Source organism: Mesorhizobium sp. MC2-1-1, from assembly GCF_057597255.1.
The window spans coordinates 4101747-4125133 of sequence record NZ_CP195205.1 but is presented as its reverse complement, the minus strand read 5'-3'; the positions used below and the strand labels follow the sequence as shown (position 1 = coordinate 4125133).

Genomic DNA, 23387 nt, shown 5'->3' with positions numbered 1-23387 from the left:
GTTGTTGGTAGCAACCGATATTCGCATGAAGATAGGCATTTGTTACAGTCCTGCCCAGCCGCAGGAAAGTCAGTGCTTCCGCGAAAGCTGCCTCGTTGCCGCTTCGAGCCCGGCCAATGTCAGCGGGAACATGCGGCCGCCGAAGATTTCACTGACCATCGCGATCGAATGCGTGTAGCGCCAGTTCTTCTCGGCTTCAGGGTTGAGCCAGATCGTATTCGGCCATTGCTGCAAGAGGCGCGCCAGCCACACACTGCCGGCCTCCGGATTCCAGTGCTCGACCGAGCCGCCTGGGTGCGCAATCTCGTAGGGGCTCATCGAAGCATCGCCGACGACGATCACCTTATAGTCCGGTCCGTATTTGTGGATGAGGTCGAAAGTCGGGATCGTCTCGGCAAGTCGGCGACGATTGTCTTTCCAGACACGCTCGTAAAGGCAGTTGTGGAAGTAGAAATATTCGAGCTGGCGGAATTCGGCGCGCGCGGCCGAGAACAGCTCCTCGACGCCGCGGATATGGTCGTCCATCGAGCCGCCGACATCGAAAAACATCAAGAGCTTCACCGCGTTGCGCCGTTCGGGCCGCGTCTTGACGTCGAGATAGCCGTGCTCGGCGGTGGCGTGGATGGTGCCGGGCAGGTCGAACTCTTCCTCCGCGCCCTCGCGCACCCAGCGGCGCAGCCGCTTCAGGGCCACCTTGATGTTGCGGGTGCCGAGCTCGACAGTGTCGTCGAAATTCCTGAACTCGCGCTTGTCCCAGACCTTCACCGCGCGGCGATGCCGGCTCTCATGCTGGCCGATGCGCACGCCTTCGGGGTTGTAGCCATAGGCGCCGAAGGGTGAGGTGCCGCCGGTGCCGATCCATTTCGAGCCGCCCTGGTGGCGGCCCTTCTGCTCCTCGAGGCGCTGCTTCAGCGTCTCCATCAGCTTGTCGAAACCGCCCAAAGCCTCGACCAGTTTCTTCTCTTCATGGGTGAGGTGCTTCTCTGCCAGCCGGCGAAGCCATTCCTCGGGGATGTTGGCGACATCGACGGCATCAGGACCGCCAAGCGCCTCGACGCCCTTGAAGACATGCGCGAAGACCTGATCGAAGCGGTCGATATGGCGCTCGTCCTTCACCAGTGCCGCGCGCGCGAGGTAATAGAAAGCCTCGACATCATAGTCGACGAGCCCGGCTTCCAGTCCTTCCAGCAGCGACAGATATTCCCTGAGCGAAACGGGAACCCGCGCGGCCTTCAGTTCGAGGAAGAAGGGGATGAACATCCAGCCCTTATAGCAGATCGTATTCGATGAAGCCCGTGCGGCGCGCCACATGGTCGTAGAGCCGGCGCGCGGTGGCGTTGGTCTCGTGCGTCATCCAGTAGACGTTCTTGACGCCGATCTTGCCGGCCTCGTCCTGCACGGCTTGGATGAGTGCGGCGCCCACGCCTTTGCCGCGCACCTGAGGGTCAGCGAACAGGTCCTGCAGATAGCAGTTGTTTTTCTCGGACCAGCCGGAGCGGTGGTAGAGGTAGTGGGTGAGGCCGACAGGCTTGCCGTCGAGCGTGGCGATAAAACCCTTTGGCTCGAACTCGCCGTCCGTGAACAGCCGCTTCCAGGTGATCGCGTAGACCTCTTCCGGCAGCTTCGTCTCGTAGAAGGTCAGGTAGTCGGTCCACAGCCGGCGCCATTCGGCGTGATCGGACTGCGCGAGCGGGCGGATTTTGATCTCGGACATTTTCTCCTCCAACATTCGGGCCCGAAGCTGCGGCAACGGCCGATTGCCGGCAAGGGTCCACGGACGGGTAAAGCGCTATTGCTGTCGTCTGGCCATGAAGGCCAGGCGCTCGAACAAATGCACGTCCTGCTCGTTCTTCAACAGCGCGCCGTGCAGCTTCGGCAGCATGTTCTTCGGGTCGGCGCGCAGGTCCTCGGGCGCGATGTCGTCGGCGACCAAAAGGCGGATCCAGTCTAGCGCCTCGGAGGTCGACGGCTTCTTCTTCAGCCCCGGCACCTCGCGGATCTCGTAGAACTGGGTGAGGGCCGCTCGCACCAGGTTCTGCTTGATACCGGGATAGTGTACCTCCACGATCCGGTGCAGCGTATCGATGTCGGGGAAGCGGATATAGTGGAAGAAACAGCGGCGCAGGAAGGCATCCGGCAGTTCCTTCTCGTTGTTAGAGGTGATGATGACAATGGGCCGGAACTCGGCGCGGATCGTCTCGCCGGTTTCGTAGACGAAGAACTCCATCCGATCGAGCTCCTGCAGGAGATCGTTGGGGAATTCGATGTCGGCCTTGTCGATCTCGTCGATCAGAAGCACGACTTTCTTGCCGGCCGCGAAGGCGTCCCACAGCTTGCCTCGCTTGATGTAGTTGGCGATGTCGTTGAAGCGTTCGTCGCCGAGCTGGCTGTCGCGCAGCCGCGAGACGGCGTCATACTCGTAGAGGCCTTGTTGCGCCTTGGTGGTCGACTTGACGTTCCATTCGATGAACTCCAGCCCGAGTGCCGACGACACCTGGCGGGCAAGTTCGGTCTTGCCGGTGCCGGGTTCGCCCTTGACCAGCAGGGGCCGCTCCAGCGCGATCGCGGCGTTGACCGCAACCATCAGATCCTTGTCGGCGACATAGGTGGCCGTGCCTTCGAAACGCATTTTTGCTCCCGGGTTGATCGTTGGCGACCGTAAGGACGCGGCTCGCCCGGTGCAAGGGTAGGCCGGTTGCGACGAATGGCCTTTGAAACCCGGATCCGAGAATATTCGTTGCTGAGCTGAGGTCACTCGACAGGCGGAAGGGCGGCAGCGTGAATGAAACCATCCCAGGCAAGACAGCTTTGCAGATCGTCGTTGCCGTGCTCGCTGCAACACCGGTTCTGATCGGCATGAAAGGCGTTATATCCGGTCCGGAATTCCTGCATCTAGCCCCACCCTGGCCGGTCGATCTCGATAGCCATTTCCGCTTCCTCTGCGGGTTCTTCCTGGCGGTAGGCATCGGCTGGTACAGTTGCATTCCCGGCATCGAGACAAAGGCCGAGCGGTTCCGGCTGCTTGCCGCCTGTACGTTCGGCGGTGGTCTGGCGCGGCTTATGTCGCTGCTCCTGGTCGGCCCACCATCGCGAGGTCATATTGCCGGGCTCTGCGTCGAACTGCTGGCAGTGCCGGCGCTGGTCTGGTGGCAAGGACGTGTCGCGAATATCGCCGCGGAAGATGCCAGCCTCTCTGGCGCTTAGCCGGCCATCGGCATATATTGCTCTCGGCGGTCTGTGCTTCCCGGCAGGAGAAACTTTTCCCCGGGGCCTTATCGATCCTTAGGGAGCTGTCCCTGGGAAGACCCGTGGGTTTTCTCACACGGCGCCCACCTACTTTGTAGGCACCCGGGATCGACCTCTCCACCGGTTGTGTGGATCGTCACTCTCCCGATTTTGGGAGACTTGCGCTAGAAAACGTCGCTTCTGCAACCCCGCCGAACCTCGGCATTTTCTAGCGTCTGCACATGAGTTCTTCCAAAGACCTGAAAAAACAGCTTCGCAAGGAAGCGCTGGCGCGCCGCGATGCGCTCGATGAATTCTGGCGCGTGGAAATCGCGCTCGAGATGGCCGAGACCGCGAAGGAAAAAATCGACTTCGAGCCTGGCCGGATCGTCTCCGGCTTCTGGCCGATGCGCTCGGAGGTCGATGTGCGGCCGCTGATGTTCGCGCTGCGCGAGAAGGGCGCCAGGCTCTGCCTGCCGGCGATCCTCGACAAGACCACGATCGTCTTTCGCGAACTGGTGCGCGGCGCGCCGATGGTCGAGATGGGATTCGGCACGGTCGGGCCGCATGAAGAGGCGGAAGTGCTCGACCCCACGCTGATGCTGGTGCCGCTCGCCGCTTTCGACGCCCGTGGCCATCGGATCGGCTATGGCGCCGGCTATTACGACCGCGCCATCGCCAGGCTCGCCGACAAGGGCATCACGCCCAGGCTGATCGGCATCGCCTTCGACTGCCAGCAAGTGCCGCTGGTGCCGAATGAGGACCACGACGTCATCATTCCGGAAATACTGACCGAGAGCGGGTTGCGCCGGTTCACGCCGGAATTGTAGAAAAGCGTTCGAGATACGCATGATCTTTTGCGGAAAGTCATGCTGCTTTTGCTTGGCGGACTTTCGACGCGGGATCGTATGAGACTTCTCTTCCTCGGCGACATGGTTGGCAAGACGGGACGCACGGCGGTGTGGGAACAACTGCCGGGGCTGATTTCCGACTTCAAGCTCGACTTCGTCATCGTCAATGGCGAGAACGCCGCCGGGGGCTTCGGCATCACCGAGGAGATCTTCCGCGAGACGCTCGCGGCCGGCGCCGATGTCGTCACGACGGGGAACCATGTCTGGGACCAGCGCGACGCGCTGATCTTCGCGCCGCGCGAGGAGCGCTTCCTGCGGCCTTCGAATTTTCCCAAGGGCACACCGGGGCGCGGCTCAGGTGTCTATATCGCCCGCAATGGCGCGCGCGTTCTGGTCGCCAACATCATGGGCCGCGTCTTCATGCATCCCGAGCTCGACGATCCCTTCCAGGCCGGCGAGCGCGAGCTTGCCGCCTGTCCGCTCGGCGAACAGGCCGATGCGGCGATCGTCGATTTCCACGCCGAGGCGACCTCGGAGAAGATGTGCTTCGCGCATTTCGTCGATGGCCGCGCCAGTCTCGTGGTCGGCACGCATACGCATCAGCCGACCGCCGACCATCAGATCCTCAATGGCGGCACGGCCTATATTTCGGACGCCGGCATGTGCGGCGATTACGATTCCTCGCTCGGCATGGACAAGGAGGAGCCGCTCAACCGGTTTCTTTCCAAGGTGCCGAAGGGTCGTTTCGAGGCGGCTTCGGGGCCCGCGACGCTCTGCGGCGTCGGCGTCGATATTTCAGACCGCACCGGGCTTGCCGAGAAAATCGCGCCGTTTCGTCGCGGGCCTCGGCTGGAAGAAACGGCGCCGTTTTTCTGGTCGTGACATTGATATAGCCAAGCTCAGTACCTAACTGGCGACGAAACCCACGAAAACTGCTCTAGATCGTAGAGGGGACGACCTTCATGCAGCTCGTCGAATTTCTGGCGCCGCACTTTGCCTTTGTTTCCGATCCGACCGCCTGGATCGCGCTTTTGACGCTGGTGGTGCTCGAGATCGTGCTCGGCATCGACAATCTGATCTTCATCTCGATCCTGACCAACAAGCTGCCGGAGGCGCAGCGCGCCCGTGCCCGCCGGCTGGGCATCTCGGCGGCGCTCATCATGCGCCTCATCCTGCTCGCCACCATCTCGATCATCGTGCAGCTGACGACGCCGGTGTTCACGGCGTTCGGCCACGGATTTTCCTGGCGAGACCTCATCCTGATCGCCGGCGGCCTGTTCCTGGTCTGGAAGGCGACCAAGGAAATCCATCACACGGTCGATCCGCAGGACCACCAGGACACCATGGTCGGCGGCACGCTGCAGATGAGCCTTGCCGGAGCGATCTTCCAGATTCTTCTGCTCGACCTCGTCTTCTCGATCGATTCCATCATCACCGCCGTCGGCATGACCGACGAGATCGCCATCATGTATATCGCGGTGATCGCCGCGGTGAGCGTGATGATGCTGGCGGCGGCGCCGCTCGCCAATTTCATCGCCAGGAACCCCTCCATCGTCATGCTGGCGCTGGGCTTCCTGTTGATGATCGGCATGACGCTGATCGCCGACGGCATGGGCTATCACGTGCCCAAGGGCTACATATACGCGGCGATGGGCTTTTCAGCCCTGGTCGAGTGCCTCAACATGCTGGCGCGAAACCGCAAGAAGCAGGGGCCGGGCGTGGGACATTGAGGCCCATCACGACGGGCCCTTCGGGTGACGATCGCCGATCAGGCCGAGCGCCAGGCCCTGTTCCAGCCAGGCCTTGGCGCCAGCCAGCACCAAAGAGAAGCCGCCGGTCGAGTCGATCGCTTGCTTGACCTGTGCGTCACCAGAGCCGGAAAAGCCGAAATTGCGGACTTCAAGGAAGGTCGCATCGCCAGGCATCCGGGTGAAAGTCCAGACGACGGTGGTCGGCGGATCGCTCCATTGCATGACGATCTTTTCGTTTGGAACAATCTCGCTGGGGTCGACCTGGGTCGAAACGCCATACATGCGCCATTCCCACTCAACCGGCCGGCCTCCGTCGAGCCGACCGCTGGAATGCGTGAACCAGAATTTCGTGGTGATGTCTGGATCGACGATGGCCTCGAAGACTTCGGCGACCGGCCGCCGGATCAGCATGGCGGCTTCGGCGATTGGGACTTGCTTGATCTCCATGGCGCTTTTGCTTTCGAAACAGGTTCACCAGGCGTCAGGTTCGCGCACCATGTGGATGATGTTGGCAGGGTTGGTGATCCAGCCGCCACGGAAACCCTCGCCCAACGGCTCGATGGCATCACAACGCACGATACCCGCCTTGGCGAGACGGTCGGCGGCGCTGGAGAAATCGGGCGTGAAGAGTTCCAGCCAGACCTCGGCCTGGCTCATCATCGGCGCTTCGTCGATCCAGAGGCGATTTGGACCCAGTTCGAAGCCGATCGACGGCGCCTTCGCCGTGAATGGCTTCAGCCCTATGACATCGCGATAGAAGGCGATCGTTGCCTCGTATTGATGAGGCGGCACCTTCATGGCGATGTTGATACCGCCTGTGATCTCTGCGTTCATTCTCCCCTCCATATGGGCTGTCTTGTCGCTAGGTTTGACCTGTGCCCCGATCAGGGCAGGTTTATTTGCCAGGAGACGCCGAAGCGGTCGTTGAGCCAGGCGAAACGACGGCTGAAGCCGTAATCGCCGGGCGGCATCAGGAAGCCGCCGTCCTTGGAAAGAATTTCGACGATCCGCTCCAGTTCCTGCGCGGAAGAGCAGTCGACAAAGAAGGAGAAGGACGGCGTGAAGGTAAAGGCGTGGTGCACGGGACTGTTGAAGATCCTGACCTCGACGCCGCCGATTGACGCCCGGGCCAGCTTGAGCGTTCCCTGCGCCCCGTCCTCGCCGGGCCCGTAGCGCGCGATGTCGAGGACATGGCTATCGGGAATGGTCTCGCAATAAAGGGTCATGGCCTCCTCTGCCTTGCCCTCGAACATCAGGAACGGCGTTGCTATCGGCATCAGGCCTCCTCCTCCTGCAGGGTATCGGGATTTGAATGCCGGCTCAGATATTGGTCTCGTTGGCCGGTTCGCCCTTCATCTCGCTGCGGTAGTAGCCGTCACGCAGATTGATGCCGTATTCGAGATAGGCCTTCATGCAGGCCAGCATCTGCGACCAGCCTTCGCAGTTAAGGTAGGACTTCTTCAGGCCTACCTCTCCTTCGCGCCAGCCTTCCTCGGCGATGGTGACGAAGGTGCCGCCATCCTCCAAAGGCTCGAAATTCATCTCGATGCGGGTCTTGTAGGCCGGCTTGCCTTCGGCGCCGGTCGCGTCCCAGCGCAGCACGATTCGCTTGTCCTTCGTCACTTCGTCGACCTCCACCGGCACCATCTTCCACCAGGTGACCGTGGTGCCGGCGACAAGCGGAGCGGAGGCACCGCCTATGGTGGTGAAATAGCCGCTGAGCTTTATCGGGTTGACGACGGCGTCGAAGACCTCGGCGACCGGTTTGCCGATGCGTCCGGAAATCCTGAAACCAAGCGGCATATCCACAGTTCCTTCCTTGCTTGACCGAACAATATGTTATAGAAATATAACATGTCAAGCGGAACCGGGGACGACCATGTTTTCAAGGCCTTGGCGCATCCGCGCCGGCGCGAATTGCTGGATCGCCTGAAGGATCAGCCGCAGACAACCGGCGCGCTGTGCGAGGCCTTTCCCGACATGGACCGCTGCACGGTGATGATGCACCTCAAAGTCCTGGAGGAGGCCGAGCTGGTCGTGGCGAGACGCGAGGGGCGCGAGCGCTGGAACCATCTCAATGCCTTGCCGATCAAGCAGATCCATGACCGCTGGATCAGCCAGTATGCCGGCCACGCGATCAGCATCATCGACCGGTTGAAGTCCGATCTCGAAGGCTGATCGGCAGTCTACCGGACTCCAAGCGTCATGCTCTGCGCAAATCCGATCGCAAGACTGCGGGGAAGTCGGGCAGCTAACACGCCGAGCGTTTTTCCTCGAATTCATCCGGACCAAACGGCGCGTCTGGACGAATTGAGCCGATTTATCTATAAGCCGGCCATTCCGACAAAGAGCGCCGCGCGCCTTCGCAGGCATGCTCGTAGCGTTCTGACAGATTGAATTCGAGCATTTTGCCGAAGACGGGGTGATGACACTCCGCTTCGAGATGCTCTAGCCGAACACGACAGGGGTGCCATGGCTGGCCATTCGCAGTTTAAGAACATCATGCACCGCAAGGGCCGTCAGGACGCGGTGCGGTCGAAAATGTTTTCCAAGCTGGCGCGCGAAATCACCGTCGCCGCCAAGACCGGCACGCCCGACCCGGCGATGAACCCGCGGCTGCGCCTCGCGGTGCAGAACGCCAAGGCGGTGTCGATGCCGAAGGACAACATCCAGCGCGCCATCAACAAGGCGTCCGCCGGCGACGGCGAGAACTACGAGGCGGTGCGCTACGAGGGTTACGGCCCCGGCGGCGTGGCGCTGATCGTCGAGGCGCTGACCGACAACCGCAACCGTTCGGCCTCCAACGTCCGCGCCGCCTTCACCAAGGCAGGCGGGGCGCTCGGCGAAACCGGCTCGGTGTCGTTCATGTGGAACCGCGTCGGCGAAATCTACTACCCGGTTTCCGTCGGCGACGCCGACAAGGTCATGGAAGCCGCGATCGAGGCCGGCGCCGACGACGTGGAGTCGGACGAGGAGGGCCACACCATCTATTGCAGCTTCGAGAATCTCGGCGAAGTGTCGAAGTCGCTCGAAGCCTCGTTGGGCGAGGCCGAATCGGTCAAGCCGATCTGGCAGCCGCAGAACAACGTCCCGGTCGACGAAGAGCGGGCGCAGTCGCTGATGAAGCTGGTCGCGACCCTCGAGGACGACGACGACGTGCAGAGCGTCTACGCCAATTTCGAGGTCGACGACGAGACCATGGCCAAGCTCAGCGCGGCTTGACCGGTCGCGCCTACGACATGAGCGAGAAGCCGCTGGCCGTCATTCGCATCACCTACTGCACGCAATGCCAGTGGCTGCTGCGGGCCGGCTGGATGGCGCAGGAGCTGCTTTCGACCTTCGGCACCGATCTCGGCGAGGTGACGCTGGTGCCGGGCACCGGCGGCATCTTCACCGTTTCCTGCAACGATCAGGTGATCTGGGACCGCAAGCGGGACGGCGGCTTTCCGGAGGCGGCAAAGCTTAAGCAACTGGTGCGCGATGTGATCGACCCCGATCGCGATCTGGGGCACTCGGATCGCAAGGGTCACGTCTCCAAGGAACAGACGAAAGAAGACCCCGCCTGAGGCAGAGTCTTTCGTTCGCGAGGGCTTCTTTCAGAGCAAGGCGACAATGAAGCAGGCCATCGACACGATGGCGGTGACGGTGCGGACGTGGTTCCACATCACCCACTGGTTCAGATGGTTTGCCCATACGGCGGCGCCGTTGGCGCTCTCTGGATCGACGGCCGCGAGCGCGTCGTTGAGCGGCACATTGAAGACCAAGGTCACGAGCGGATTGCCGACGAAATAGATCACCGCGCCGGCAAGCAGCCAGTATGAGCCCGGCTGGCTCCAGCCGAAGAGGACGGCGGCAATCAGCACGAGGCAGATGAGGCCGGTGCCGAACAGCGCCGTCATGAAGGTCGGGGTGATCACCGTCACGTTGATCGAGTTCATCGCCGCGATGCCGCTCGGGACGGGCAGCCGGGCAAGCGCCGCCATGACGAAATTGGAAAAGGCGAAGAACACGCCGCCGACGACGCCGGAGCCGATAGCAGCGAGGAAGGTGAGGCTGGGAACAAGCTCGATCATCTCAGTTGCTCCAGATGCCGGTCGCGGCGGTTGCGTTTGCATAGGTGGAGAAGTCCTTCGGCTGACGGCCGAGCGCGCGCTGCACGCCATCGGTCAGCATCTCGTTGCGGCCATCGAGCACTTCGGTGAAGAGCTCGTTGAGCAGCCAGGCGAAGTCCGGCGGCAGGTCGTGCGCGGCCATCGCTTCGGTGAATTCGGCGTTTGAGATCTGCCGGTAGCTTATCTTACGGCCGGTCGCCCTGGCGATCTCGGCGACGGCATCGGCGAAGCTCAGCAGCCTCGGGCCGGTGAGCTCGTAGAGCTGGCCGACATGACCAGGCCTTGTCAGCACGGCTTCGGCGACGTCGGCGATGTCTTCGACATCGACGAACGGTTCGCCGACCGGCCCTACCGGCAGCGCGACCTCGCCTTGGAGAATGGATTCGACGAGGAAGCCTTCGCTGAAATTCTGCGAGAACCAGGCGCAGCGCAGGATCGTCCAGTCGGCGCCCGAGGTCTTGACCATCTCCTCGGCGCGTTGCGCTTCGGTCTCGCCACGGCCGGAAAGCAGCACCAGCCGCTTGACGCCCCTTTCTACAGCGAGCCGGGCCAGCGCATCTACGGTGTCGGCCGCGCCCGGCACCGCGATGTCGGGATAGTAGCTGATGTAGATGGCGCCGACGCCTTCGAGGGCCAGCCCCCAAGTATCCTTGTCCAACCAGTCGAAGGACGGCGCGCCGTTGCGCGAGCCTATTCGGATAGGAATGCCTTTTGCGGTCAGCCGCTCGGCCAGCCGGCGCCCGGTCTTGCCGGTGCCACCCAGAACCAGAACCGGGTCTCGTGTCATGTCAGTCATCTCGATCTCCTCGGTTTAAAATATGAGCAACCCTCATGTTTGCAAAACGTGATAAACCCTCGTATTTTGGGAGTCAAGCAGTTTTCGGAAGGTCGCCTGGGAGAGAGCCATGGATGACAAAGTTGCCGCCAAGCCGGACCATGCGGCCATCGCTACGCCGCGCCGGTCGCCGAGCCAGCAGCGCAGCCGCGAGCGGGTCGAGCGCATGCTTTCCGCCGCCTCGGCGCTGATTGCCGAACAAGGCAGCGACGCCATGCGCATGGGCGAGGTGGCGGAAAGGGCAGGAGTTTCGATCGGCTCGCTCTACCAGTTCTTTCCCGACAAGCGGGCGATCGTCTGGGCGCTTGCCGAGCGCTACACCGCTGAAAGCCAGGCCTGTATTTCTGCCGCGCTAAAAGATGTCGAAGACGCCGAGGGCTTCAAGTGCGCGTTTTCCGAATTGGTCGACATTTACTACCAGCTGTTTCTGGCCGAGCCGGTCATACGCGACGTCTGGTCAGGCACGCAGGCCGACAAGGCGCTGCGCGCGCTCGAACTGGCCGACAGCCGGGCCAATGCCGATTTCCTGGTAGCGGTGCTCAAGCGGGTCAGGCCCGATGCAGATCCGGTCGAACTGGAGACGACGGCATTTCTAGTGTGGCAGATGGGCGAGGCGGCCGTGCGGCTGGCGATTTCGGTCGATCGGGAGGAGGGCGACAGGCTGGTCGCGGCTTACAAGCGCATGGCGCTGAGGGAGCTGGTGGGGGAATAGGGCTAGCACGATTGGCGAAATCGCTGGTGAGAACGCGACTCTCGCCGGTACCGACCGATCTTTGAGGCTGGCGCTGGCCCTCGTCGGCCTCTCGGGCACCCTCTCCCGTGAAGGGATAAGGGGCACCTGCCAACAAAAAACCCGCCTCGAAGGCGGGTTTTCAATCCTGAAGGCGTATCCGGCTTAGAGGCCGAAACCCTCGAAACGCTTCTTGAACTTCGACAGGCGGCCGCCGCGGTCGAGCAGGGTCTGCTGGCCGCCGGTCCAGGCCGGGTGCGTGGTCGGGTCGATGTCGAGGTTCATCGTGTCGCCTTCCTTGCCCCAGGTCGAACGGGTCTGGTACTCGGTGCCATCGGTCATGACGACCTTGATGGTGTGGTAGTCGGGATGGATATCGGCCTTCATTGTCGTGTTCCTGGCTTGCCGGCGCGGGTGACGGGCCAATGGCCTGCGTCGATGCGCCTCTTTTTAAAACTCGAAGCCGCAGCTAATGAAAAGCCACGGCTTCTAAAACGGTCGGCGAGCCTATACATCAGCCGAAATTGAATCACAAGGCCGCGGCAGGCGCATATTGAGGCGCAGTACCGGCAAGCGGCCAGAGGAAACGCCCATGGCGGATATCGGTGCCAGTGGAGACCAGCGCAGGCGCTCGGTCCGACCGCTGAGAAACCTTTTCCCCTACATCGCCCGATACCGGAAACTGGCGATCGGCGCGACCATCTCGTTGATTGTGGCCGCGGTGACCACGCTTGCGTTGCCGATGGCCGTGCGGCGTATGATAGATCACGGTTTCGAGGCCGCAAGTTCCACCTTCATTGCGGAGTATTTCGCCGCACTCGTGGTGATGGCGGCTTTGCTGGCGGCGGCCTCGGCCAGCCGTTACTATTTCGTGATCACGCTCGGCGAGCGGGTCGTGGCCGACATTCGCCGCGACGTCTTCGCCCATGTCACGACGCTTTCGCCCGCCTTTTTCGACAAGGCGCATTCCGGCGAGATCGTATCGCGGCTTGCCGCCGACACCACGCAGGTGAAGTCGGCGGTCGGCGCAACCGCCTCGGTCGCGCTGCGCAACCTCATCCTTGGCCTTGGCGCGGTGGCGATGATGGTGGTCACCAGCCCGAAACTGTCCGGCCTAGTGATCGCGGCCATTCCGGTTATCGTGCTGCCGCTGGTCGCCTTCGGCCGTTCGGTGCGCCGTAGGTCCCGGCAAGCGCAGGACACGCTCGCCGAGGCTACCGCCTATGCCAGCGAGCAGATCGGGGCGGTGCGCACGCTGCAGGCCTTCACCAACGAGAAGCTGGTCACCGGCCGCTTCTCAAGTGCCGTCGACGCCGCCTTCGAGGCGGCGCGCGCTTCCATCTTCGCGCGCTCGTTCCTCACCTTCTTCGCCATCTTCATGATCTTCTCCTCGGTGGTGGCGGTGCTTTGGTTCGGCTCGCGCGACGTTCTTGCGGGCACCATGTCGGCCGGCACGCTCGGTCAGTTCCTGCTCTATTCGGTGTTCGCCGCCGGCGCGCTTGGCGCGCTGTCGGAGGTGTGGAGCGAACTGTCGCAGGCCGCGGGCGCCGCCGAGCGGCTGACGGAAATCCTGGCCGAGAAACCGGCCATCCAGGCGCCTGCCGATCCACAGCCGCTGCCGGCCGTCGCCAACGGCGCGATCAGCTTCGACGACGTCTCCTTCTCCTATCCGGCGCGGCCGGACCGTGCCGCGGTGCACGGCCTGAGCTTCCAGGTGAAGCCGGGCGAGACGGTGGCGATCGTCGGACCTTCGGGCGCGGGCAAAAGCACCGTTTTCTCTTTGATCCTGCGCTTCTATGATCCCGAAAGAGGCTGCATCGTCATCGACGGCGTCGACGTGCGCGAGGCCGATCCGGCGGCCGTGCGCGAACGCATCGCGATCGTGCCGCAGGAAGTCACCATCTTCGCTGCGAGCGTGCGCGACAATATCGGCTTCGGCAGGCAGGGCGCCAGCGACGCCGAGATCGACGAAGCGGCCAAGGCTGCTCTTGCAGACGAATTCATCGCCAGGCTCGACAGGGGTTATGACAGCCAGGTCGGCGAGCGCGGCGTGACGCTGTCCGGCGGCCAGCGCCAGCGCATCGCGATTGCCCGGGCCATCCTGCGCGACGCGCCGATCCTTCTGCTCGACGAAGCGACCTCGGCGCTCGACGCAGAGAGCGAAACGCTTGTGCAAAGGGCACTTGAGAGGCTGATGCGCGGCCGCACCACCATCGTCATCGCCCACCGGCTGGCAACGGTGCTCAAGGCCGACCGCATCCTGGTCATGGATGGCGGGCGCATCGTCGAGGAAGGCACGCATCAGAGCCTGGTCGCCAAGGGCGGCATCTACGCCCGGCTCGCCAAGCTGCAATTCGACACGGGAGCCAGCGCCTTCAGGGGCGCGGCGGAGTAGCCGCACCTCGCCCGGCTGGCGTAGAACGGCTGCGCGTCAGCCGCCGTAGCGCTTGCGCAGGTGCTCGGTGAAGTACGCGGCATTGAGCTTCTCCCCGGTGGCGCGCTCGAGCAAGTCCGGAGTCGACCAGCGCGAGCCCTGCGACCAGATCCTTGCGCGGCGCCACTCGTTGACGGCGCCGAAATCGCCCTTGGCGAGATCCTGGTCGGCGGAGGGGTGCTCCCTGGTCAGCGCCGCCCATTGCTGCGCCGCCATCATGGCGCCGAGCGTGTAGGAGGGAAAATAGCCGAAGGCGGCGCCCGGCCAATGCACGTCCTGCATCGGCCCGTCGGCAGGGTTGTCGATGGTCGAGAGGCCGAGATAGTTGCGCATCTTGGCATCCCAGGCCTCGGGCAGGTCCGCGACCTCCAGCCGGCCCGACACGAGCTCCTGCTCGAGCTCATAGCGCAGGATGACATGCAGCGGATAGGTGACCTCGTCGGCGTCGACCCGGATCAGGCCGCGCTCGACATGGTGGACGTGCGGCAGGATGTCGTCGAGCGACCACGCTTCGCCGAGATGTCTTTCGACCACCGGTAACGCCCAGCGCCAGAAGGCCGGGTTGCGGCCGATCTGCTTTTCGACGAACAGACTCTGGCTCTCATGCACGGCCATGCCGCGCGCCTTGCCGAGCGGCCAATGCGACCAGGCTTTCGGCAGATTCTGCTCATAGAGCGCATGGCCGGTCTCATGCAGCACGCCCATCAGCGCCGACAGGAAATCGGAGGTCTTGTAGCGTGTAGTGATGCGCACGTCGGTGGGCACGCCGCCGCAGAAGGGATGGTGCGAGACCGAAAGCGAACCATGGGTGAGGTCGAAGCCGACCGCCGCCATCATGGCAAGGCCGAGCTCGCGCTGACGGTCGACAGCATAGCTGCCGGAGAGCGGCTTCAATGGGTGTCTTGCCAGCCGCGCATCCTGCACCGCCAGCGCATGCGGCAGGAAATCCTTGAGAAAGGCCTTCAGCTCTGTAAACACCGGCGTGATGTCGGCGGCGCGGTTGCCGGGATCATACTGCTCCATCAGCGCGTCATAAGGGGCTAGGCCGAGCGCGTCGGCACGCAGGGCCGCTTCTTCGCGCACCAGGGCGACCACGCCTTCCAGCGCCGGCAGGAAGCCCGCCCAATCGTTCCTGGCGCGCAGGTCGCGCCATAGTTGCTCGGAACGCATGCGCGCCACCGTCTGGCGCTCGACGAATTCGGCCGGCAGGCAGGTGAGGTTGGTGTATTGGCGCCGCAGTTCCCTGACCGCCGCCTGCTGTTCCCCGCTGAGCGGCTCGGCTTCGGCGGCCGAAATCCAGTCGCCGATTTCGGGCGCCGTGGCCTGACGGTGCAACATGCCCGCAAGCGAAGACATCGCCTCGGCGCGCTTCTCGCCGCCGCCGACCGCCATGTGCGTGGCTTCATCGGCGCCGAGGATTGCCAGAGCGTGTTCGAGCGCTTCGAGCTTGTGGCCGAGTTCGTCGAGTTTCTGGAAGGACATGATGGTTCCCAAGGTCAATTGGCTGGCGCGAAAAGATACCAAGGCGCCGGGCTTGGCAACCCTTGTCGGCGGGACAGCGTCAACCTGTCTTGCCTTAGGGCGGCGGCCCGTGATCAATGCTGGAAACAAGCATCGGAGGGGACGATGATCGGCAATATCCTGGTCGGGCTGGTGGCGTTGATCCACTGCTACATCGTCTATCTGGAGATGGTGTTGTGGGACACGCCGAGCGGCCACAAGGCGTTCAGGATGACGCCGGAATTCGCCAGCGTCTCGAAGGTGCTTGCCGCCAATCAGGGGCTCTATAACGGCTTTCTTGCGGCGGGTCTGGTCTGGGGCCTCTATCTCGGCGTCGGCGGGTTCCAGGTCAAGATATTCTTCTTGCTCTGCGTCGCGATAGCCGGTCTCTACGGCGCGGCGACCGTCGGCCGCAGGATACTCTTCATCCAAACGCTGCCGGCGGCGCTCGCCATCATCGCACTCTGGCTCGGCCTTTGAGCCAGGAAGGGCGCCCCGGGGTTACGCCCATCCCGATGAATCGGGATGGGCGGCCGTTTTGACTGCATGATCCTTTCCGAAACCGGGTCCCGCTATTCGCGCGCGCCAGCGACCCCTTCCTCCGTGGTCAACCGTTCGGGTAGTTTCCGCCATCGGAGCCATCGCCCATCATGAAGCCGCTGCCGGTATCGTCCATCAGTCTCTGGTCGATATTGTCGAGCCTGCGCAGCAGGTCATGATATTGCGCGGACGGTATCCTGCCATGATCCGAAGCGGCGACATGCTGCGCGGCCAGGCTGATATGGGCGGCGCGCATATGAAGTTGCCGTGCTTCGGAGGCCGAGATGCTGTTTGCCTCGCGGGCGTCGGTGATGCCTTGATCCACGCCCTGGATCTGTTCGATCAGGCTGGTCACCCGAGGGCCGGTGAAATCGGTTGGATCGCTCGCATCGAGCACGCCCTTGTGATGCCCGGCCGCATAGGCGCCGGCGAGCGGGGCGGCGATCAGAGCCGTGGCGAGAGTTGCAGTCTTGAGAGATGTTGAAATGCGCATGGCGGCGCGTCCTCCTGACAGGGAAGGAAGCGGCCGCGCCGCTTGACCTTCCGACTTGCGGGCCGTCCGGTTCCGTCGCGTCGCGATGGGAGGCATCGCCGGCGGGCCCCGGCCCTGCGCGCCAACTTAGGAGCGTAGGTTCGTGGTGTGTAATTAAAAAAACATAATATTTTCAGGACTTGCCGCGGGACTTTGGCACCCTAAGTATTCAGTCGGCAAACAACTTCCCGTGACTTTGCGTGATCTTGAAGCGCAGCGCTGTCTTCCAGATACGCTCCGCGCTCATCAGGTCCTTGATTCTGCGCATGTCTTTGCCTCGCAGCCGGTTCCCGTTTTCGGGAGGCACCCTTGAATTACCGTTCGGTGAGCTTCAGTTCGATGCGGCGGTTCTTGCTGCGCGCCTCGTCGGTGTCGGCCGGGTCGAGCGGCTGGAATTCGCCGAAGCCGGCGGCGACCAGCCGGTTGGCCGGCACGCCGTTCTCGATCAGGAACTTCACGACGGACGTCGCGCGCGCGGTCGACAGCTCCCAATTGTCGCGATAGCGGCCGGTGCCGGAGAGCGGCTTGTTGTCGGTATGGCCGTCGACGCGCAGCACCCAGCTGATCTCGGGCGGGATTTCCTTCTGCAATTCGATGATGGCGTCGGCGAGCTTCTTCATCTCGACCTTGCCGGCATCGTTGATCTCGTCGGAGCCGGTCGGGAACAGCACTTCCGACTGGAAGACGAAGCGGTCGCCGACGATACGGATGTTCTCGCGGTCGGCGAGGATCTCGCGCAGGCGGCCGAAGAAGTCGGAGCGATAGCGGTTGAGCTCCTGGACACGCTGCGCGAGCGCCACGTTCAGGCGGCGGCCGAGATCGGCGATCTTGGTGTTGGAGTCGCGGTCGCGCTGCTCGGAAACGTTGAGCGCGTCTTCCAGCGCGCCGATCTGCTTGCGCAGGGCCGCGATCTGCTGGTTGAGGATCTCGACCTGGCTCAGCGCCTGCTGGCTGATCTGGCGCTGGTTGCTGAGCTCGCCCGACAGCGCGTCGACACGCTTGTTGGCCGCGTCGCCGGCACCTGCGCCCTGCGCCAGCAATTGCTCCAGGCGGCTCTTCTCGGCTTGCGCCGCCGACAGCGATGCCTGCAGGTTGGCGAGCGAATCTTCCTTGTCCTGGCTGTTCGAGCGCTCCAGCGCGAGCAACTGGGTCAGCTCGTTGATCTGCGAGTTGAGGCGGTTCAACACCGCGTCCTTGCCGGAGATCTCGCGGCTGAGCAGGAACTGCGCCAGCACGAAGACGGTGAGCAGGAACATGATCGCCAGGAGCAGCGTCGACAAGGCGTCGACGAAGCCCGGCCAATAGTCGATGCGGCGGTCGGCGCGCCGTCTTGCCAGCGCCACGTCAGTGGACCCCTTGCTGCTTCTTCAGCGCGTCGGCGATCTTTTCCAGCGTGTTGCGCATGGCCTTCTGCTCATCGGACTGGGCCTCGACCCAGTCGCGCATGATTTGCTGCTCGGAGCGCATGTTCTTCACCAGCCCCGAGATGCCGTCGGCAAGATTGGCCATGGCGGTCGCGACGCGCGGATTGGAGCCGCCGCCGTTTTCCTGCAGGCTGCGCAGTCGTTCCGACAGCAGGCGGATGTCCTCGGAGGATTCGGCGGTTTTCGACGTGTCTGACACGACGATGTCCGACGACAGGTCGGTGACCGACGAAAGCCAATTCTCGAGCTCGGTGTAGAAGCGGGTCTGGGCGCGGCCGGCCTGCAAGTCGAGGAAGCCCAGCACCAGCGAGCCGGACAGGCCGAACAGCGATGAGGAAAACGCGGTTCCCATGCCGGCGAGCGGCGCCGACAGGCCCTGCTTCAGCGCGTCGAGCACGGCGGCGGCATCGCCGGTGCCCGGGTCCAGCGCCTCGATCGTCTCGCGGATCGAGGCGATGGTGTTTAGCAGGCCCCAGAAGGTGCCGAGCAGGCCGAGGAACACCAGCAGGCCGACAAGGTAGCGCGAGGTGTCGCGGCTCTCGTCGAGACGGGTGGCGATGGAATCGAGCATCGTGCGCATCGACGAGGTCGAAAACGCCATCGAGGACGAGCGCCCGATCATCGCCTTCATCGGCGCCAGCAGGATCGGCTCGGTGGTCTCGGAGCCGGCGCGGAAGGAGTTGACCCAGCGCACCTCGCGGAAAAGCCGCCCGACCTGTGCGAAGGCAAGCAGGATGCCGACCGCCAGCACGCCGACGATCAATCCGTTGAGGCCCGGGTTGCTGGAGAAGGCGGTGGAGATCTGGCGGGTGAGGATGGCGGCGATAAAGGCGACGATGATCAGGAAGATCACCATGGTCAGCAGGAAGACCTGTGGGCTCGACAGCTTGTGCGGATCGTAGACCAGGACATCCGAGCGCCTGCCGAAGGATCTGAGAAAAGCCATCCGTGCCCCGTTTCCGATGCCAACCGCCGCAGAATTGCCGCGACTCTAAACGGAATTGTGACCAAATTGAATGGTGCTTGGCAATATCGCCGGCACGGTCTCGTTTTGGCGCAATTCGGCGGGCCGAGCCGAAGGCGCCGGACCTGACTGCCGCGCCAATTTTCCTCGAATTGCGCTCAGAACCGGCTGATGACCAGGCAGTCGACCATGGCGGCCAGATGAAGGCCCGCTCCGGTGACGACGAAGCCGTGCCACACGGCGTTGTGGTAGCGCAGGCCCTTCCAGGCGAAGAAGATGACGCCGCAGGAATAGACGATGCCGCCGGCGACGAGCAGCGCGACCGAGGCCGTCGGCAGCGTCTGGACCAGCGGTCCGGCCAGCACCACGCCGCTCCAGCCGATGGCCAGGTAGAAGACGATGGCCAGCCGGTCGTAGCGGCCGGGCAGGAACATCTTGATGGCGATGCCGGCCATCGCGGCGCCCCAGACGACGACGATCATGGGCAGCGCCAGCGGCGTGCTGTTGAGCTGGGCGAGGAAGGGCGTGTAGGTGGCGGCGATCAGGAGGTAGATCGCGGCGTGATCGAAGCGGCGCAGCACCCATTTCGCCGGCCACGAGACCGGCCACAGATTATAGGCCAGTGATACCGAGAGCACGGTGAGCAGCGAGACGACGTAGAAGACGGCGGCCACATACTCGCCTGGGCCGGAATGGAAGGCCGCGAGCGCAAGGAAGGCGGAGCCGGCCGCGATCGCCAGCACGATGCCGACCGCGTGAACGATACCGTCGGCGATCATTTCGGCGCGCGAATAGTGCCAGCGCCCGACGAGGGGGATTTCAAGCTGGGTATCTGGCCGCGCTTCGTTCATCGTTGATCCTGCAAGGCCTAATCTGGGCGCTCGCGGACCAGTATTTCAAGCTTCGGTTGCGGTTTTGCGACTAAGGCGCGCGTCTTTTCGACGCGCGAAGGGCGCCATGGACGATCAGCGAGCCGCCAATGGCTTCTTCACGGTCTTGAGCAGCGCGCGCTGGATCAGCTCGTTGCCGGCCACGACCTCCCCGCTGTCGAGCATGCCTTGGGCACCGTCCATATCGGAGACGTACCCGCCGGCCTCGCGCACCAGAAGGATGCCGGCGGCGATATCCCAGGACGACAGGCCGGTTTCCCAGAAACCGTCCATGCGCCCGGCCGCGACATAGGCGAGATCGAGCGCGGCCGAGCCCAGGCGCCGCACGCCCGAGACTTCCGCCATGACGTTGCGCAGCTCGATCAGGAAATTGCCGTGCTGGCCACGGCCGAGATGCGGCATGCCGCAGCCGATCACCGCATCGATCAGCTTGGAGCGGCCGGCAACGCGCAGCCGCCGGTCGTTCATGAAGGCGCCGCCGCCGCGCTCGGCGGTGTAGAGCTCGTCCATCGCCGGATTGTAGACGACGCCGGCGACGATCTGGCCCTGGCGCTCGAGCGCGATCGATACCGAGAAGAGCGGGATGCCGTGCAGGAAGTTGGTCGTGCCGTCGAGCGGATCGACGATCCAGCGGTGCTGGGCGTCCTCGCCTTCGACGGCGCCGCGTTCCTCCATCAGGAAGGCGTAGCCCGGCCGCGCCTTCGAAAGCTCGGTGAAGACGATCTCTTCGGCCTTGCGGTCGGCCTGGCTGACATAGTCGCCCGGTCCCTTCATCGAGACCTGCAGGTTCTGCACCTCGCCGAAGTCGCGCGACAGCGAGCGGCCGGCCTTCATCGCGGCCTGGACCATGACGTTGAGGAGAGCGGAACGCGCCATTTCTTCTTCCTGGCTTTGTCTTGCTACGTACCGACGCTCAGTCGGCGCGGCGCATGTAGGTGATTTCGTTGGTGTCGACGATGATGCGCTCACCGGCCGAGATGAAGGGTGGCACCAGCACGCGGATGCCGTTTTCCAGGACCGCCGGCTTGTAGGAGGAGGCCGCCGTCTGGCCTCTTACCACCGGATCGGCCTCGGTGACGGTCAGCGTCACCTGGTCGGGCAGCGAAATGCCGATCGGCCGCTCCTCGTAAAGCTGCACCGTCACCATCATGCCATCCTGCAGGAAGGCGGCGCGCTCGCCGACGAATTCCTTGGCCAGCTCGAGCTGCTCGTAGCTTTCGGTATCCATAAACACCAGCGCGTCGCCCTGCTCGTAGAGAAAGGAGAAATCCTTCAGGTCGAGCCGGATCTGCTCGACGGTCTCGGCCGAGCGGAAGCGCTCGTTGAGCTTGGTGCCGTTGATCAGGTTCTTGAGCTCGACCTGGTTGTAGGCGCCGCCCTTGCCAGGCTTGACGGTGTTGGTCTTGACCGCCACCCACAGCCCGCCATCGTGCTCGATGACATAGCCGGGACGGATTTCGTTGCCACTGATCTTGGCCATGCTGAACTGGTCCGGAATGAGATTTTTCTGGCGCGGGTCGCGCTTTGGCGCTCCCAAGACCACAAATTGCACTTAGTAGCAAGGGAGGGAGCCAACGTACGCGGCTGAGTGACTGTGTCGCAAATTCGGCATCAGGCACCAGCCGCGATCACCTCACCGACGGTTTTGGCGATGGCGTCGGCCACTTTCGCCAAGGAGTTGAGGTGCGGCGAGCGGAGCGCCACAACCCGCATGGAAAGGTCGAGATCATCGGTGTCGACAAGCATGATGCCATCGGGAACTCCGCGCGACGCCAATCGCGAGGGCATCAAGCCAAGGCCGTGTCCGCGGCGAACCCATTCCATCTGCATTGCGGGATCCTGAATTTCAGCCGCCACGACGAGCCGGCGCCGTTCGTCAATCCTCATCGCGGAGGCGAGCCTTTGACGGGCATCGCAAGGCTCCGGGCTCAGCACCCAAGGCATCGGCGAGCGAGCTTCCACATGCTGCCGCGTGCAGCCGGCCTGTGCGATGACGCTGAGACGCTCGATGCCGAGCACTCCCGGACCTTCATGGTCGGGGGGGCTCAGAACGATGCCCATGTCGACTTGGCCGCGATCGAATTGATCGACGATCTCTTTGCTCCAGGCGGTTCGCAAACGCAGTGAGACTTTCGGAAACGCTGCCGTTGCGTCGGCAATGGCGCTGGCCACGCCAGGGTCGGACAGCCCATGCGCCAGGCCAAGGCGCAGAACGCCTTGGGGTTCGGCCTTAGTTGCAAAAGACTTTAGAGCCTCCACCGAAGCCAGAATGTCCCTGGCGCGTGCGAGGACCTCCAACCCAGCTGCCGTCAGTCGCGGCGGTTTTTGCCGCCGGTCGAGCAGCGTCGTGCCGAGCATATCCTCCAGACGCTGAACCTGCCTGGTCACCGCCGGCTGCGTCAGCGGCAGGCGCAGCGCGACCTTCTGGATCGACCCCTCCTCGGCGAAGACGACCAGGGTACGTAGCTCGTCAAGCATCAGTATGTTTCGGATGCATAAACATTCTGAATATTATGAATTTGAAATCTGGGTCGATGCAAGCGATTTTCCTGCCTGAGTGCTCCAGTCAAAGGAAAATCCAAATGCGCGCGATCGAATTGCAGGCTCCCGGCGGCATCGAAAACCTGAGGATGGCCAGCCGGCCGACACCCGCGCCGGACCGGCAGCAAATCCTGATCAAGGTGAAGGCAAGCGCACTCAACTACCGTGACGTGGAAATCGTCCGCGGCAGCTATCACACCAAGTTCGCGCTGCCCTTGGTGACGCTTTCCGACGGTGTGGGTGAGGTGGTGGCTGTCGGAACGGAAGTCAGCCGGTTCAAGATCGGCGACCGTGTCTGCGGGACATTCTGGGAACGCTGGGTGGGTGGCAGCTTCCTCATGGCCGAGGCTTCCTACCAGCGTGGCGGGCCTATCGACGGTATGCTTAGCGAGTATGCCTTGCTCGATGAGCAGGCGGCCGTGTTCGCCCCGGCCCATCTCAGCGATGTCGAGGCGGCAACGCTACCTTGCGCGGGTGTCACGGCGTGGCATGCGCTGTTCACCGAAGGCAAGTTGAGGCCCGGCGAGACCGTGCTCACCCTCGGCACCGGGGGCGTGTCGCTGTTCGCCGTGCAGCTTGCACGGACTGCCGGAGCGCGTGTGCTCGTGACATCGAGTAGCGATGAAAAGCTCGCTCGGGCGAAAGAGCTCGGCGCGGATGACGGGGTAAACTATCGCGACAACCCGGACTGGGCGGAAGCAGTGCTGCGGCTGACGGACGGTCGCGGCGCGGACCACATCATCGAGGTCGGTGGGCCGCGAAGCTTCGCGCAGTCGCTCAAGGCCGCAGCGCGCGCGGGTCAGATCAACGTCATCGGCTATCTCGGCGGCAGCGACGGATCGGTCAATCCGCTCGAGATCTTCCGGCGTCAGGTCACGGCGCGCGGCATTCCGGTCGGCTCACGTGAGTCCTTTGAGGCAATGAACCGGGCGCTTGCCGTCAACAGAATTCACCCCGTGATCGACAAAGTGTTCCCATGGCAAGAGGCCGCACGTGCGTTTGAGCATCTCGAACACGGATCGCCTTTCGGCAAGGTTGTTCTCGACCACATGACGTGA

29 protein-coding genes and 1 other RNA gene are annotated in these 23387 nt (G+C 63.3%); 12 read left to right on the top strand and 18 right to left on the bottom strand.

Features of this window, described 5'->3' with window-relative positions; all coding sequences use genetic code 11:
* Positions 1 to 69 precede the first annotated feature (69 nt).
* The 3 genes from ACR64R_RS20430 to ACR64R_RS20420 form a co-directional block, all read right to left on the bottom strand.
* Positions 70 to 1260, bottom strand: coding sequence for a vWA domain-containing protein (locus ACR64R_RS20430; protein WP_487358086.1), 1191 nt, complete (start codon positions 1258 to 1260; stop codon positions 70 to 72).
* Between the two features lie 7 nt (positions 1261 to 1267).
* The gene (locus ACR64R_RS20425) at positions 1268 to 1714 is read right to left on the bottom strand and encodes an N-acetyltransferase family protein (protein WP_487358085.1); all 447 of its coding nucleotides are present in this window, start codon (positions 1712 to 1714) and stop codon (positions 1268 to 1270) included.
* Between the two features lie 75 nt (positions 1715 to 1789).
* Positions 1790 to 2629, bottom strand: a complete 840-nt coding sequence (locus ACR64R_RS20420) for an AAA family ATPase (protein ID WP_487358084.1) — start codon at positions 2627 to 2629, stop codon at positions 1790 to 1792.
* A 149-nt stretch (positions 2630 to 2778) separates the two neighbouring features.
* On the opposite strand from ACR64R_RS20420, the gene ACR64R_RS20415 reads away from it, so the two are divergent.
* From ACR64R_RS20415 to ACR64R_RS20395, 5 genes are all read left to right on the top strand, one after another.
* Positions 2779 to 3204, top strand: coding sequence for a DUF4345 domain-containing protein (locus ACR64R_RS20415; protein ID WP_487358083.1), 426 nt, complete (start codon positions 2779 to 2781; stop codon positions 3202 to 3204).
* 25 nt (positions 3205 to 3229) lie between these two features.
* Positions 3230 to 3385: non-coding RNA, 6S RNA (gene ssrS / locus ACR64R_RS20410), on the top strand.
* Between the two features lie 82 nt (positions 3386 to 3467).
* Positions 3468 to 4055: a 5-formyltetrahydrofolate cyclo-ligase gene (locus ACR64R_RS20405; protein ID WP_487358082.1), complete on the top strand. Its 588-nt coding sequence runs from the start codon at positions 3468 to 3470 to the stop codon at positions 4053 to 4055.
* A 78-nt stretch (positions 4056 to 4133) separates the two neighbouring features.
* Entirely contained in the window at positions 4134 to 4958 is an 825-nt protein-coding gene (locus tag ACR64R_RS20400) for a TIGR00282 family metallophosphoesterase (protein ID WP_487358081.1), read from the top strand.
* 80 nt (positions 4959 to 5038) lie between these two features.
* Positions 5039 to 5806: a TerC family protein gene (locus ACR64R_RS20395; protein WP_487358080.1), complete on the top strand. Its 768-nt coding sequence runs from the start codon at positions 5039 to 5041 to the stop codon at positions 5804 to 5806.
* Between the two features lie 6 nt (positions 5807 to 5812).
* Here ACR64R_RS20395 and ACR64R_RS20390 read toward each other — a convergent pair whose 3' ends face one another.
* The 4 genes from ACR64R_RS20390 to ACR64R_RS20375 are packed head-to-tail and all read right to left on the bottom strand — an operon-like array spanning position 5813 to position 7630.
* The gene (locus ACR64R_RS20390; RefSeq protein WP_487358079.1) at positions 5813 to 6274 is read right to left on the bottom strand and encodes an SRPBCC family protein; all 462 of its coding nucleotides are present in this window, start codon (positions 6272 to 6274) and stop codon (positions 5813 to 5815) included.
* A gap of 24 nt (positions 6275 to 6298) precedes the next feature.
* Positions 6299 to 6661 (bottom strand): VOC family protein, encoded by a 363-nt coding sequence (locus ACR64R_RS20385; protein WP_487358078.1) that lies wholly within the window; start codon positions 6659 to 6661, stop codon positions 6299 to 6301.
* Between the two features lie 50 nt (positions 6662 to 6711).
* Positions 6712 to 7104, bottom strand: a complete 393-nt coding sequence (locus ACR64R_RS20380; RefSeq protein ID WP_487358077.1) for a VOC family protein — start codon at positions 7102 to 7104, stop codon at positions 6712 to 6714.
* Positions 7105 to 7147: 43 nt separating this feature from the next.
* Positions 7148 to 7630 carry an SRPBCC domain-containing protein gene (locus ACR64R_RS20375; RefSeq protein ID WP_487358076.1) on the bottom strand — a complete coding sequence of 161 codons (483 nt, stop codon included), beginning with the start codon at positions 7628 to 7630 and terminating at the stop codon, positions 7148 to 7150.
* A 51-nt stretch (positions 7631 to 7681) separates the two neighbouring features.
* On the opposite strand from ACR64R_RS20375, the gene ACR64R_RS20370 reads away from it, so the two are divergent.
* The 3 genes from ACR64R_RS20370 to ACR64R_RS20360 all read left to right on the top strand — a co-directional run bounded on the left by ACR64R_RS20370 (position 7682) and on the right by ACR64R_RS20360 (position 9393).
* Entirely contained in the window at positions 7682 to 8005 is a 324-nt protein-coding gene (locus ACR64R_RS20370; protein ID WP_487358075.1) for an ArsR/SmtB family transcription factor, read from the top strand.
* A 294-nt stretch (positions 8006 to 8299) separates the two neighbouring features.
* On the top strand, positions 8300 to 9049 hold the full coding sequence (locus tag ACR64R_RS20365; RefSeq protein WP_487358074.1) for a YebC/PmpR family DNA-binding transcriptional regulator: 750 nt from the start codon (positions 8300 to 8302) through the stop codon (positions 9047 to 9049).
* Positions 9050 to 9066: 17 nt separating this feature from the next.
* Positions 9067 to 9393 (top strand): Rdx family protein, encoded by a 327-nt coding sequence (locus tag ACR64R_RS20360; RefSeq protein WP_487362505.1) that lies wholly within the window; start codon positions 9067 to 9069, stop codon positions 9391 to 9393.
* Positions 9394 to 9423: 30 nt separating this feature from the next.
* On the opposite strand, the gene ACR64R_RS20355 is transcribed toward ACR64R_RS20360, so the two are convergent.
* On the bottom strand, positions 9424 to 9900 hold the full coding sequence (locus tag ACR64R_RS20355) for an anthrone oxygenase family protein (RefSeq protein ID WP_487358073.1): 477 nt from the start codon (positions 9898 to 9900) through the stop codon (positions 9424 to 9426).
* A 1-nt stretch (position 9901) separates the two neighbouring features.
* Positions 9902 to 10735: an NAD(P)H-binding protein gene (locus tag ACR64R_RS20350; protein WP_487358072.1), complete on the bottom strand. Its 834-nt coding sequence runs from the start codon at positions 10733 to 10735 to the stop codon at positions 9902 to 9904.
* 109 nt (positions 10736 to 10844) lie between these two features.
* Here ACR64R_RS20350 and ACR64R_RS20345 point away from each other — a divergent pair, with 109 nt between their 5' ends.
* On the top strand, positions 10845 to 11486 hold the full coding sequence (locus ACR64R_RS20345; RefSeq protein WP_487358071.1) for a TetR/AcrR family transcriptional regulator: 642 nt from the start codon (positions 10845 to 10847) through the stop codon (positions 11484 to 11486).
* Between the two features lie 183 nt (positions 11487 to 11669).
* On the opposite strand, the gene rpmE is transcribed toward ACR64R_RS20345, so the two are convergent.
* A complete protein-coding gene (gene rpmE / locus ACR64R_RS20340; RefSeq protein WP_027166741.1) occupies positions 11670 to 11891 on the bottom strand; it encodes a 50S ribosomal protein L31 in 222 nt (73 codons plus the stop codon).
* 205 nt (positions 11892 to 12096) lie between these two features.
* Here rpmE and ACR64R_RS20335 point away from each other — a divergent pair, with 205 nt between their 5' ends.
* Positions 12097 to 13899 carry an ABC transporter transmembrane domain-containing protein gene (locus tag ACR64R_RS20335; RefSeq protein ID WP_487358070.1) on the top strand — a complete coding sequence of 601 codons (1803 nt, stop codon included), beginning with the start codon at positions 12097 to 12099 and terminating at the stop codon, positions 13897 to 13899.
* Positions 13900 to 13935: 36 nt separating this feature from the next.
* Here the strand turns inward: ACR64R_RS20335 and ACR64R_RS20330 are convergent, their stop codons facing one another.
* The gene (locus ACR64R_RS20330) at positions 13936 to 15420 is read right to left on the bottom strand and encodes a carboxypeptidase M32 (RefSeq protein ID WP_487358069.1); all 1485 of its coding nucleotides are present in this window, start codon (positions 15418 to 15420) and stop codon (positions 13936 to 13938) included.
* A gap of 144 nt (positions 15421 to 15564) precedes the next feature.
* On the opposite strand from ACR64R_RS20330, the gene ACR64R_RS20325 reads away from it, so the two are divergent.
* Positions 15565 to 15918 (top strand): DUF1304 domain-containing protein, encoded by a 354-nt coding sequence (locus tag ACR64R_RS20325; protein ID WP_487358068.1) that lies wholly within the window; start codon positions 15565 to 15567, stop codon positions 15916 to 15918.
* Between the two features lie 127 nt (positions 15919 to 16045).
* Here ACR64R_RS20325 and ACR64R_RS20320 read toward each other — a convergent pair whose 3' ends face one another.
* The 7 genes from ACR64R_RS20320 to ACR64R_RS20290 form a co-directional block, all read right to left on the bottom strand.
* A complete protein-coding gene (locus ACR64R_RS20320) occupies positions 16046 to 16471 on the bottom strand; it encodes a hypothetical protein (protein WP_487358067.1) in 426 nt (141 codons plus the stop codon).
* A 353-nt stretch (positions 16472 to 16824) separates the two neighbouring features.
* Complete coding sequence (locus ACR64R_RS20315) at positions 16825 to 17853, bottom strand: peptidoglycan -binding protein (protein WP_487358066.1); 1029 nt, start codon at positions 17851 to 17853, stop codon at positions 16825 to 16827.
* A gap of 1 nt (position 17854) precedes the next feature.
* On the bottom strand, positions 17855 to 18880 hold the full coding sequence (locus tag ACR64R_RS20310) for a MotA/TolQ/ExbB proton channel family protein (protein WP_487358065.1): 1026 nt from the start codon (positions 18878 to 18880) through the stop codon (positions 17855 to 17857).
* 176 nt (positions 18881 to 19056) lie between these two features.
* Positions 19057 to 19749: a PAQR family membrane homeostasis protein TrhA gene (trhA, locus tag ACR64R_RS20305; protein WP_487358064.1), complete on the bottom strand. Its 693-nt coding sequence runs from the start codon at positions 19747 to 19749 to the stop codon at positions 19057 to 19059.
* A gap of 114 nt (positions 19750 to 19863) precedes the next feature.
* Entirely contained in the window at positions 19864 to 20664 is an 801-nt protein-coding gene (locus ACR64R_RS20300; RefSeq protein WP_487358063.1) for an inositol monophosphatase family protein, read from the bottom strand.
* Positions 20665 to 20701: 37 nt separating this feature from the next.
* Positions 20702 to 21268, bottom strand: a complete 567-nt coding sequence (gene efp / locus ACR64R_RS20295; protein ID WP_487358062.1) for an elongation factor P — start codon at positions 21266 to 21268, stop codon at positions 20702 to 20704.
* A 131-nt stretch (positions 21269 to 21399) separates the two neighbouring features.
* Positions 21400 to 22266, bottom strand: a complete 867-nt coding sequence (locus tag ACR64R_RS20290) for a LysR family transcriptional regulator (protein WP_487358061.1) — start codon at positions 22264 to 22266, stop codon at positions 21400 to 21402.
* Between the two features lie 104 nt (positions 22267 to 22370).
* On the opposite strand from ACR64R_RS20290, the gene ACR64R_RS20285 reads away from it, so the two are divergent.
* A complete protein-coding gene (locus ACR64R_RS20285) occupies positions 22371 to 23387 on the top strand; it encodes a zinc-dependent alcohol dehydrogenase family protein (RefSeq protein WP_487358060.1) in 1017 nt (338 codons plus the stop codon).

Coding starts and splice junctions, on each gene's coding strand:
- ACR64R_RS20430 (WP_487358086.1), bottom strand. CDS start 1,260: ATGTTCATCCCCTTCTTCCTCGAACTGAAGGCCGCGCGGGTTCCCGTT.
- ACR64R_RS20425 (WP_487358085.1), bottom strand. CDS start 1,714: ATGTCCGAGATCAAAATCCGCCCGCTCGCGCAGTCCGATCACGCCGAA.
- ACR64R_RS20420 (WP_487358084.1), bottom strand. CDS start 2,629: ATGCGTTTCGAAGGCACGGCCACCTATGTCGCCGACAAGGATCTGATG.
- ACR64R_RS20405 (WP_487358082.1), top strand. CDS start 3,468: ATGAGTTCTTCCAAAGACCTGAAAAAACAGCTTCGCAAGGAAGCGCTG.
- ACR64R_RS20400 (WP_487358081.1), top strand. CDS start 4,134: ATGAGACTTCTCTTCCTCGGCGACATGGTTGGCAAGACGGGACGCACG.
- ACR64R_RS20395 (WP_487358080.1), top strand. CDS start 5,039: ATGCAGCTCGTCGAATTTCTGGCGCCGCACTTTGCCTTTGTTTCCGAT.
- ACR64R_RS20390 (WP_487358079.1), bottom strand. CDS start 6,274: ATGGAGATCAAGCAAGTCCCAATCGCCGAAGCCGCCATGCTGATCCGG.
- ACR64R_RS20385 (WP_487358078.1), bottom strand. CDS start 6,661: ATGAACGCAGAGATCACAGGCGGTATCAACATCGCCATGAAGGTGCCG.
- ACR64R_RS20380 (WP_487358077.1), bottom strand. CDS start 7,104: ATGCCGATAGCAACGCCGTTCCTGATGTTCGAGGGCAAGGCAGAGGAG.
- ACR64R_RS20375 (WP_487358076.1), bottom strand. CDS start 7,630: ATGCCGCTTGGTTTCAGGATTTCCGGACGCATCGGCAAACCGGTCGCC.
- ACR64R_RS20370 (WP_487358075.1), top strand. CDS start 7,682: ATGTCAAGCGGAACCGGGGACGACCATGTTTTCAAGGCCTTGGCGCAT.
- ACR64R_RS20365 (WP_487358074.1), top strand. CDS start 8,300: ATGGCTGGCCATTCGCAGTTTAAGAACATCATGCACCGCAAGGGCCGT.
- ACR64R_RS20360 (WP_487362505.1), top strand. CDS start 9,067: ATGAGCGAGAAGCCGCTGGCCGTCATTCGCATCACCTACTGCACGCAA.
- ACR64R_RS20355 (WP_487358073.1), bottom strand. CDS start 9,900: ATGATCGAGCTTGTTCCCAGCCTCACCTTCCTCGCTGCTATCGGCTCC.
- ACR64R_RS20350 (WP_487358072.1), bottom strand. CDS start 10,735: ATGACTGACATGACACGAGACCCGGTTCTGGTTCTGGGTGGCACCGGC.
- ACR64R_RS20345 (WP_487358071.1), top strand. CDS start 10,845: ATGGATGACAAAGTTGCCGCCAAGCCGGACCATGCGGCCATCGCTACG.
- rpmE (WP_027166741.1), bottom strand. CDS start 11,891: ATGAAGGCCGATATCCATCCCGACTACCACACCATCAAGGTCGTCATG.
- ACR64R_RS20335 (WP_487358070.1), top strand. CDS start 12,097: ATGGCGGATATCGGTGCCAGTGGAGACCAGCGCAGGCGCTCGGTCCGA.
- ACR64R_RS20330 (WP_487358069.1), bottom strand. CDS start 15,420: ATGTCCTTCCAGAAACTCGACGAACTCGGCCACAAGCTCGAAGCGCTC.
- ACR64R_RS20325 (WP_487358068.1), top strand. CDS start 15,565: ATGATCGGCAATATCCTGGTCGGGCTGGTGGCGTTGATCCACTGCTAC.
- ACR64R_RS20320 (WP_487358067.1), bottom strand. CDS start 16,471: ATGCGCATTTCAACATCTCTCAAGACTGCAACTCTCGCCACGGCTCTG.
- ACR64R_RS20310 (WP_487358065.1), bottom strand. CDS start 18,880: ATGGCTTTTCTCAGATCCTTCGGCAGGCGCTCGGATGTCCTGGTCTAC.
- trhA (WP_487358064.1), bottom strand. CDS start 19,749: ATGAACGAAGCGCGGCCAGATACCCAGCTTGAAATCCCCCTCGTCGGG.
- ACR64R_RS20300 (WP_487358063.1), bottom strand. CDS start 20,664: ATGGCGCGTTCCGCTCTCCTCAACGTCATGGTCCAGGCCGCGATGAAG.
- efp (WP_487358062.1), bottom strand. CDS start 21,268: ATGGCCAAGATCAGTGGCAACGAAATCCGTCCCGGCTATGTCATCGAG.
- ACR64R_RS20290 (WP_487358061.1), bottom strand. CDS start 22,266: ATGCTTGACGAGCTACGTACCCTGGTCGTCTTCGCCGAGGAGGGGTCG.
- ACR64R_RS20285 (WP_487358060.1), top strand. CDS start 22,371: ATGCGCGCGATCGAATTGCAGGCTCCCGGCGGCATCGAAAACCTGAGG.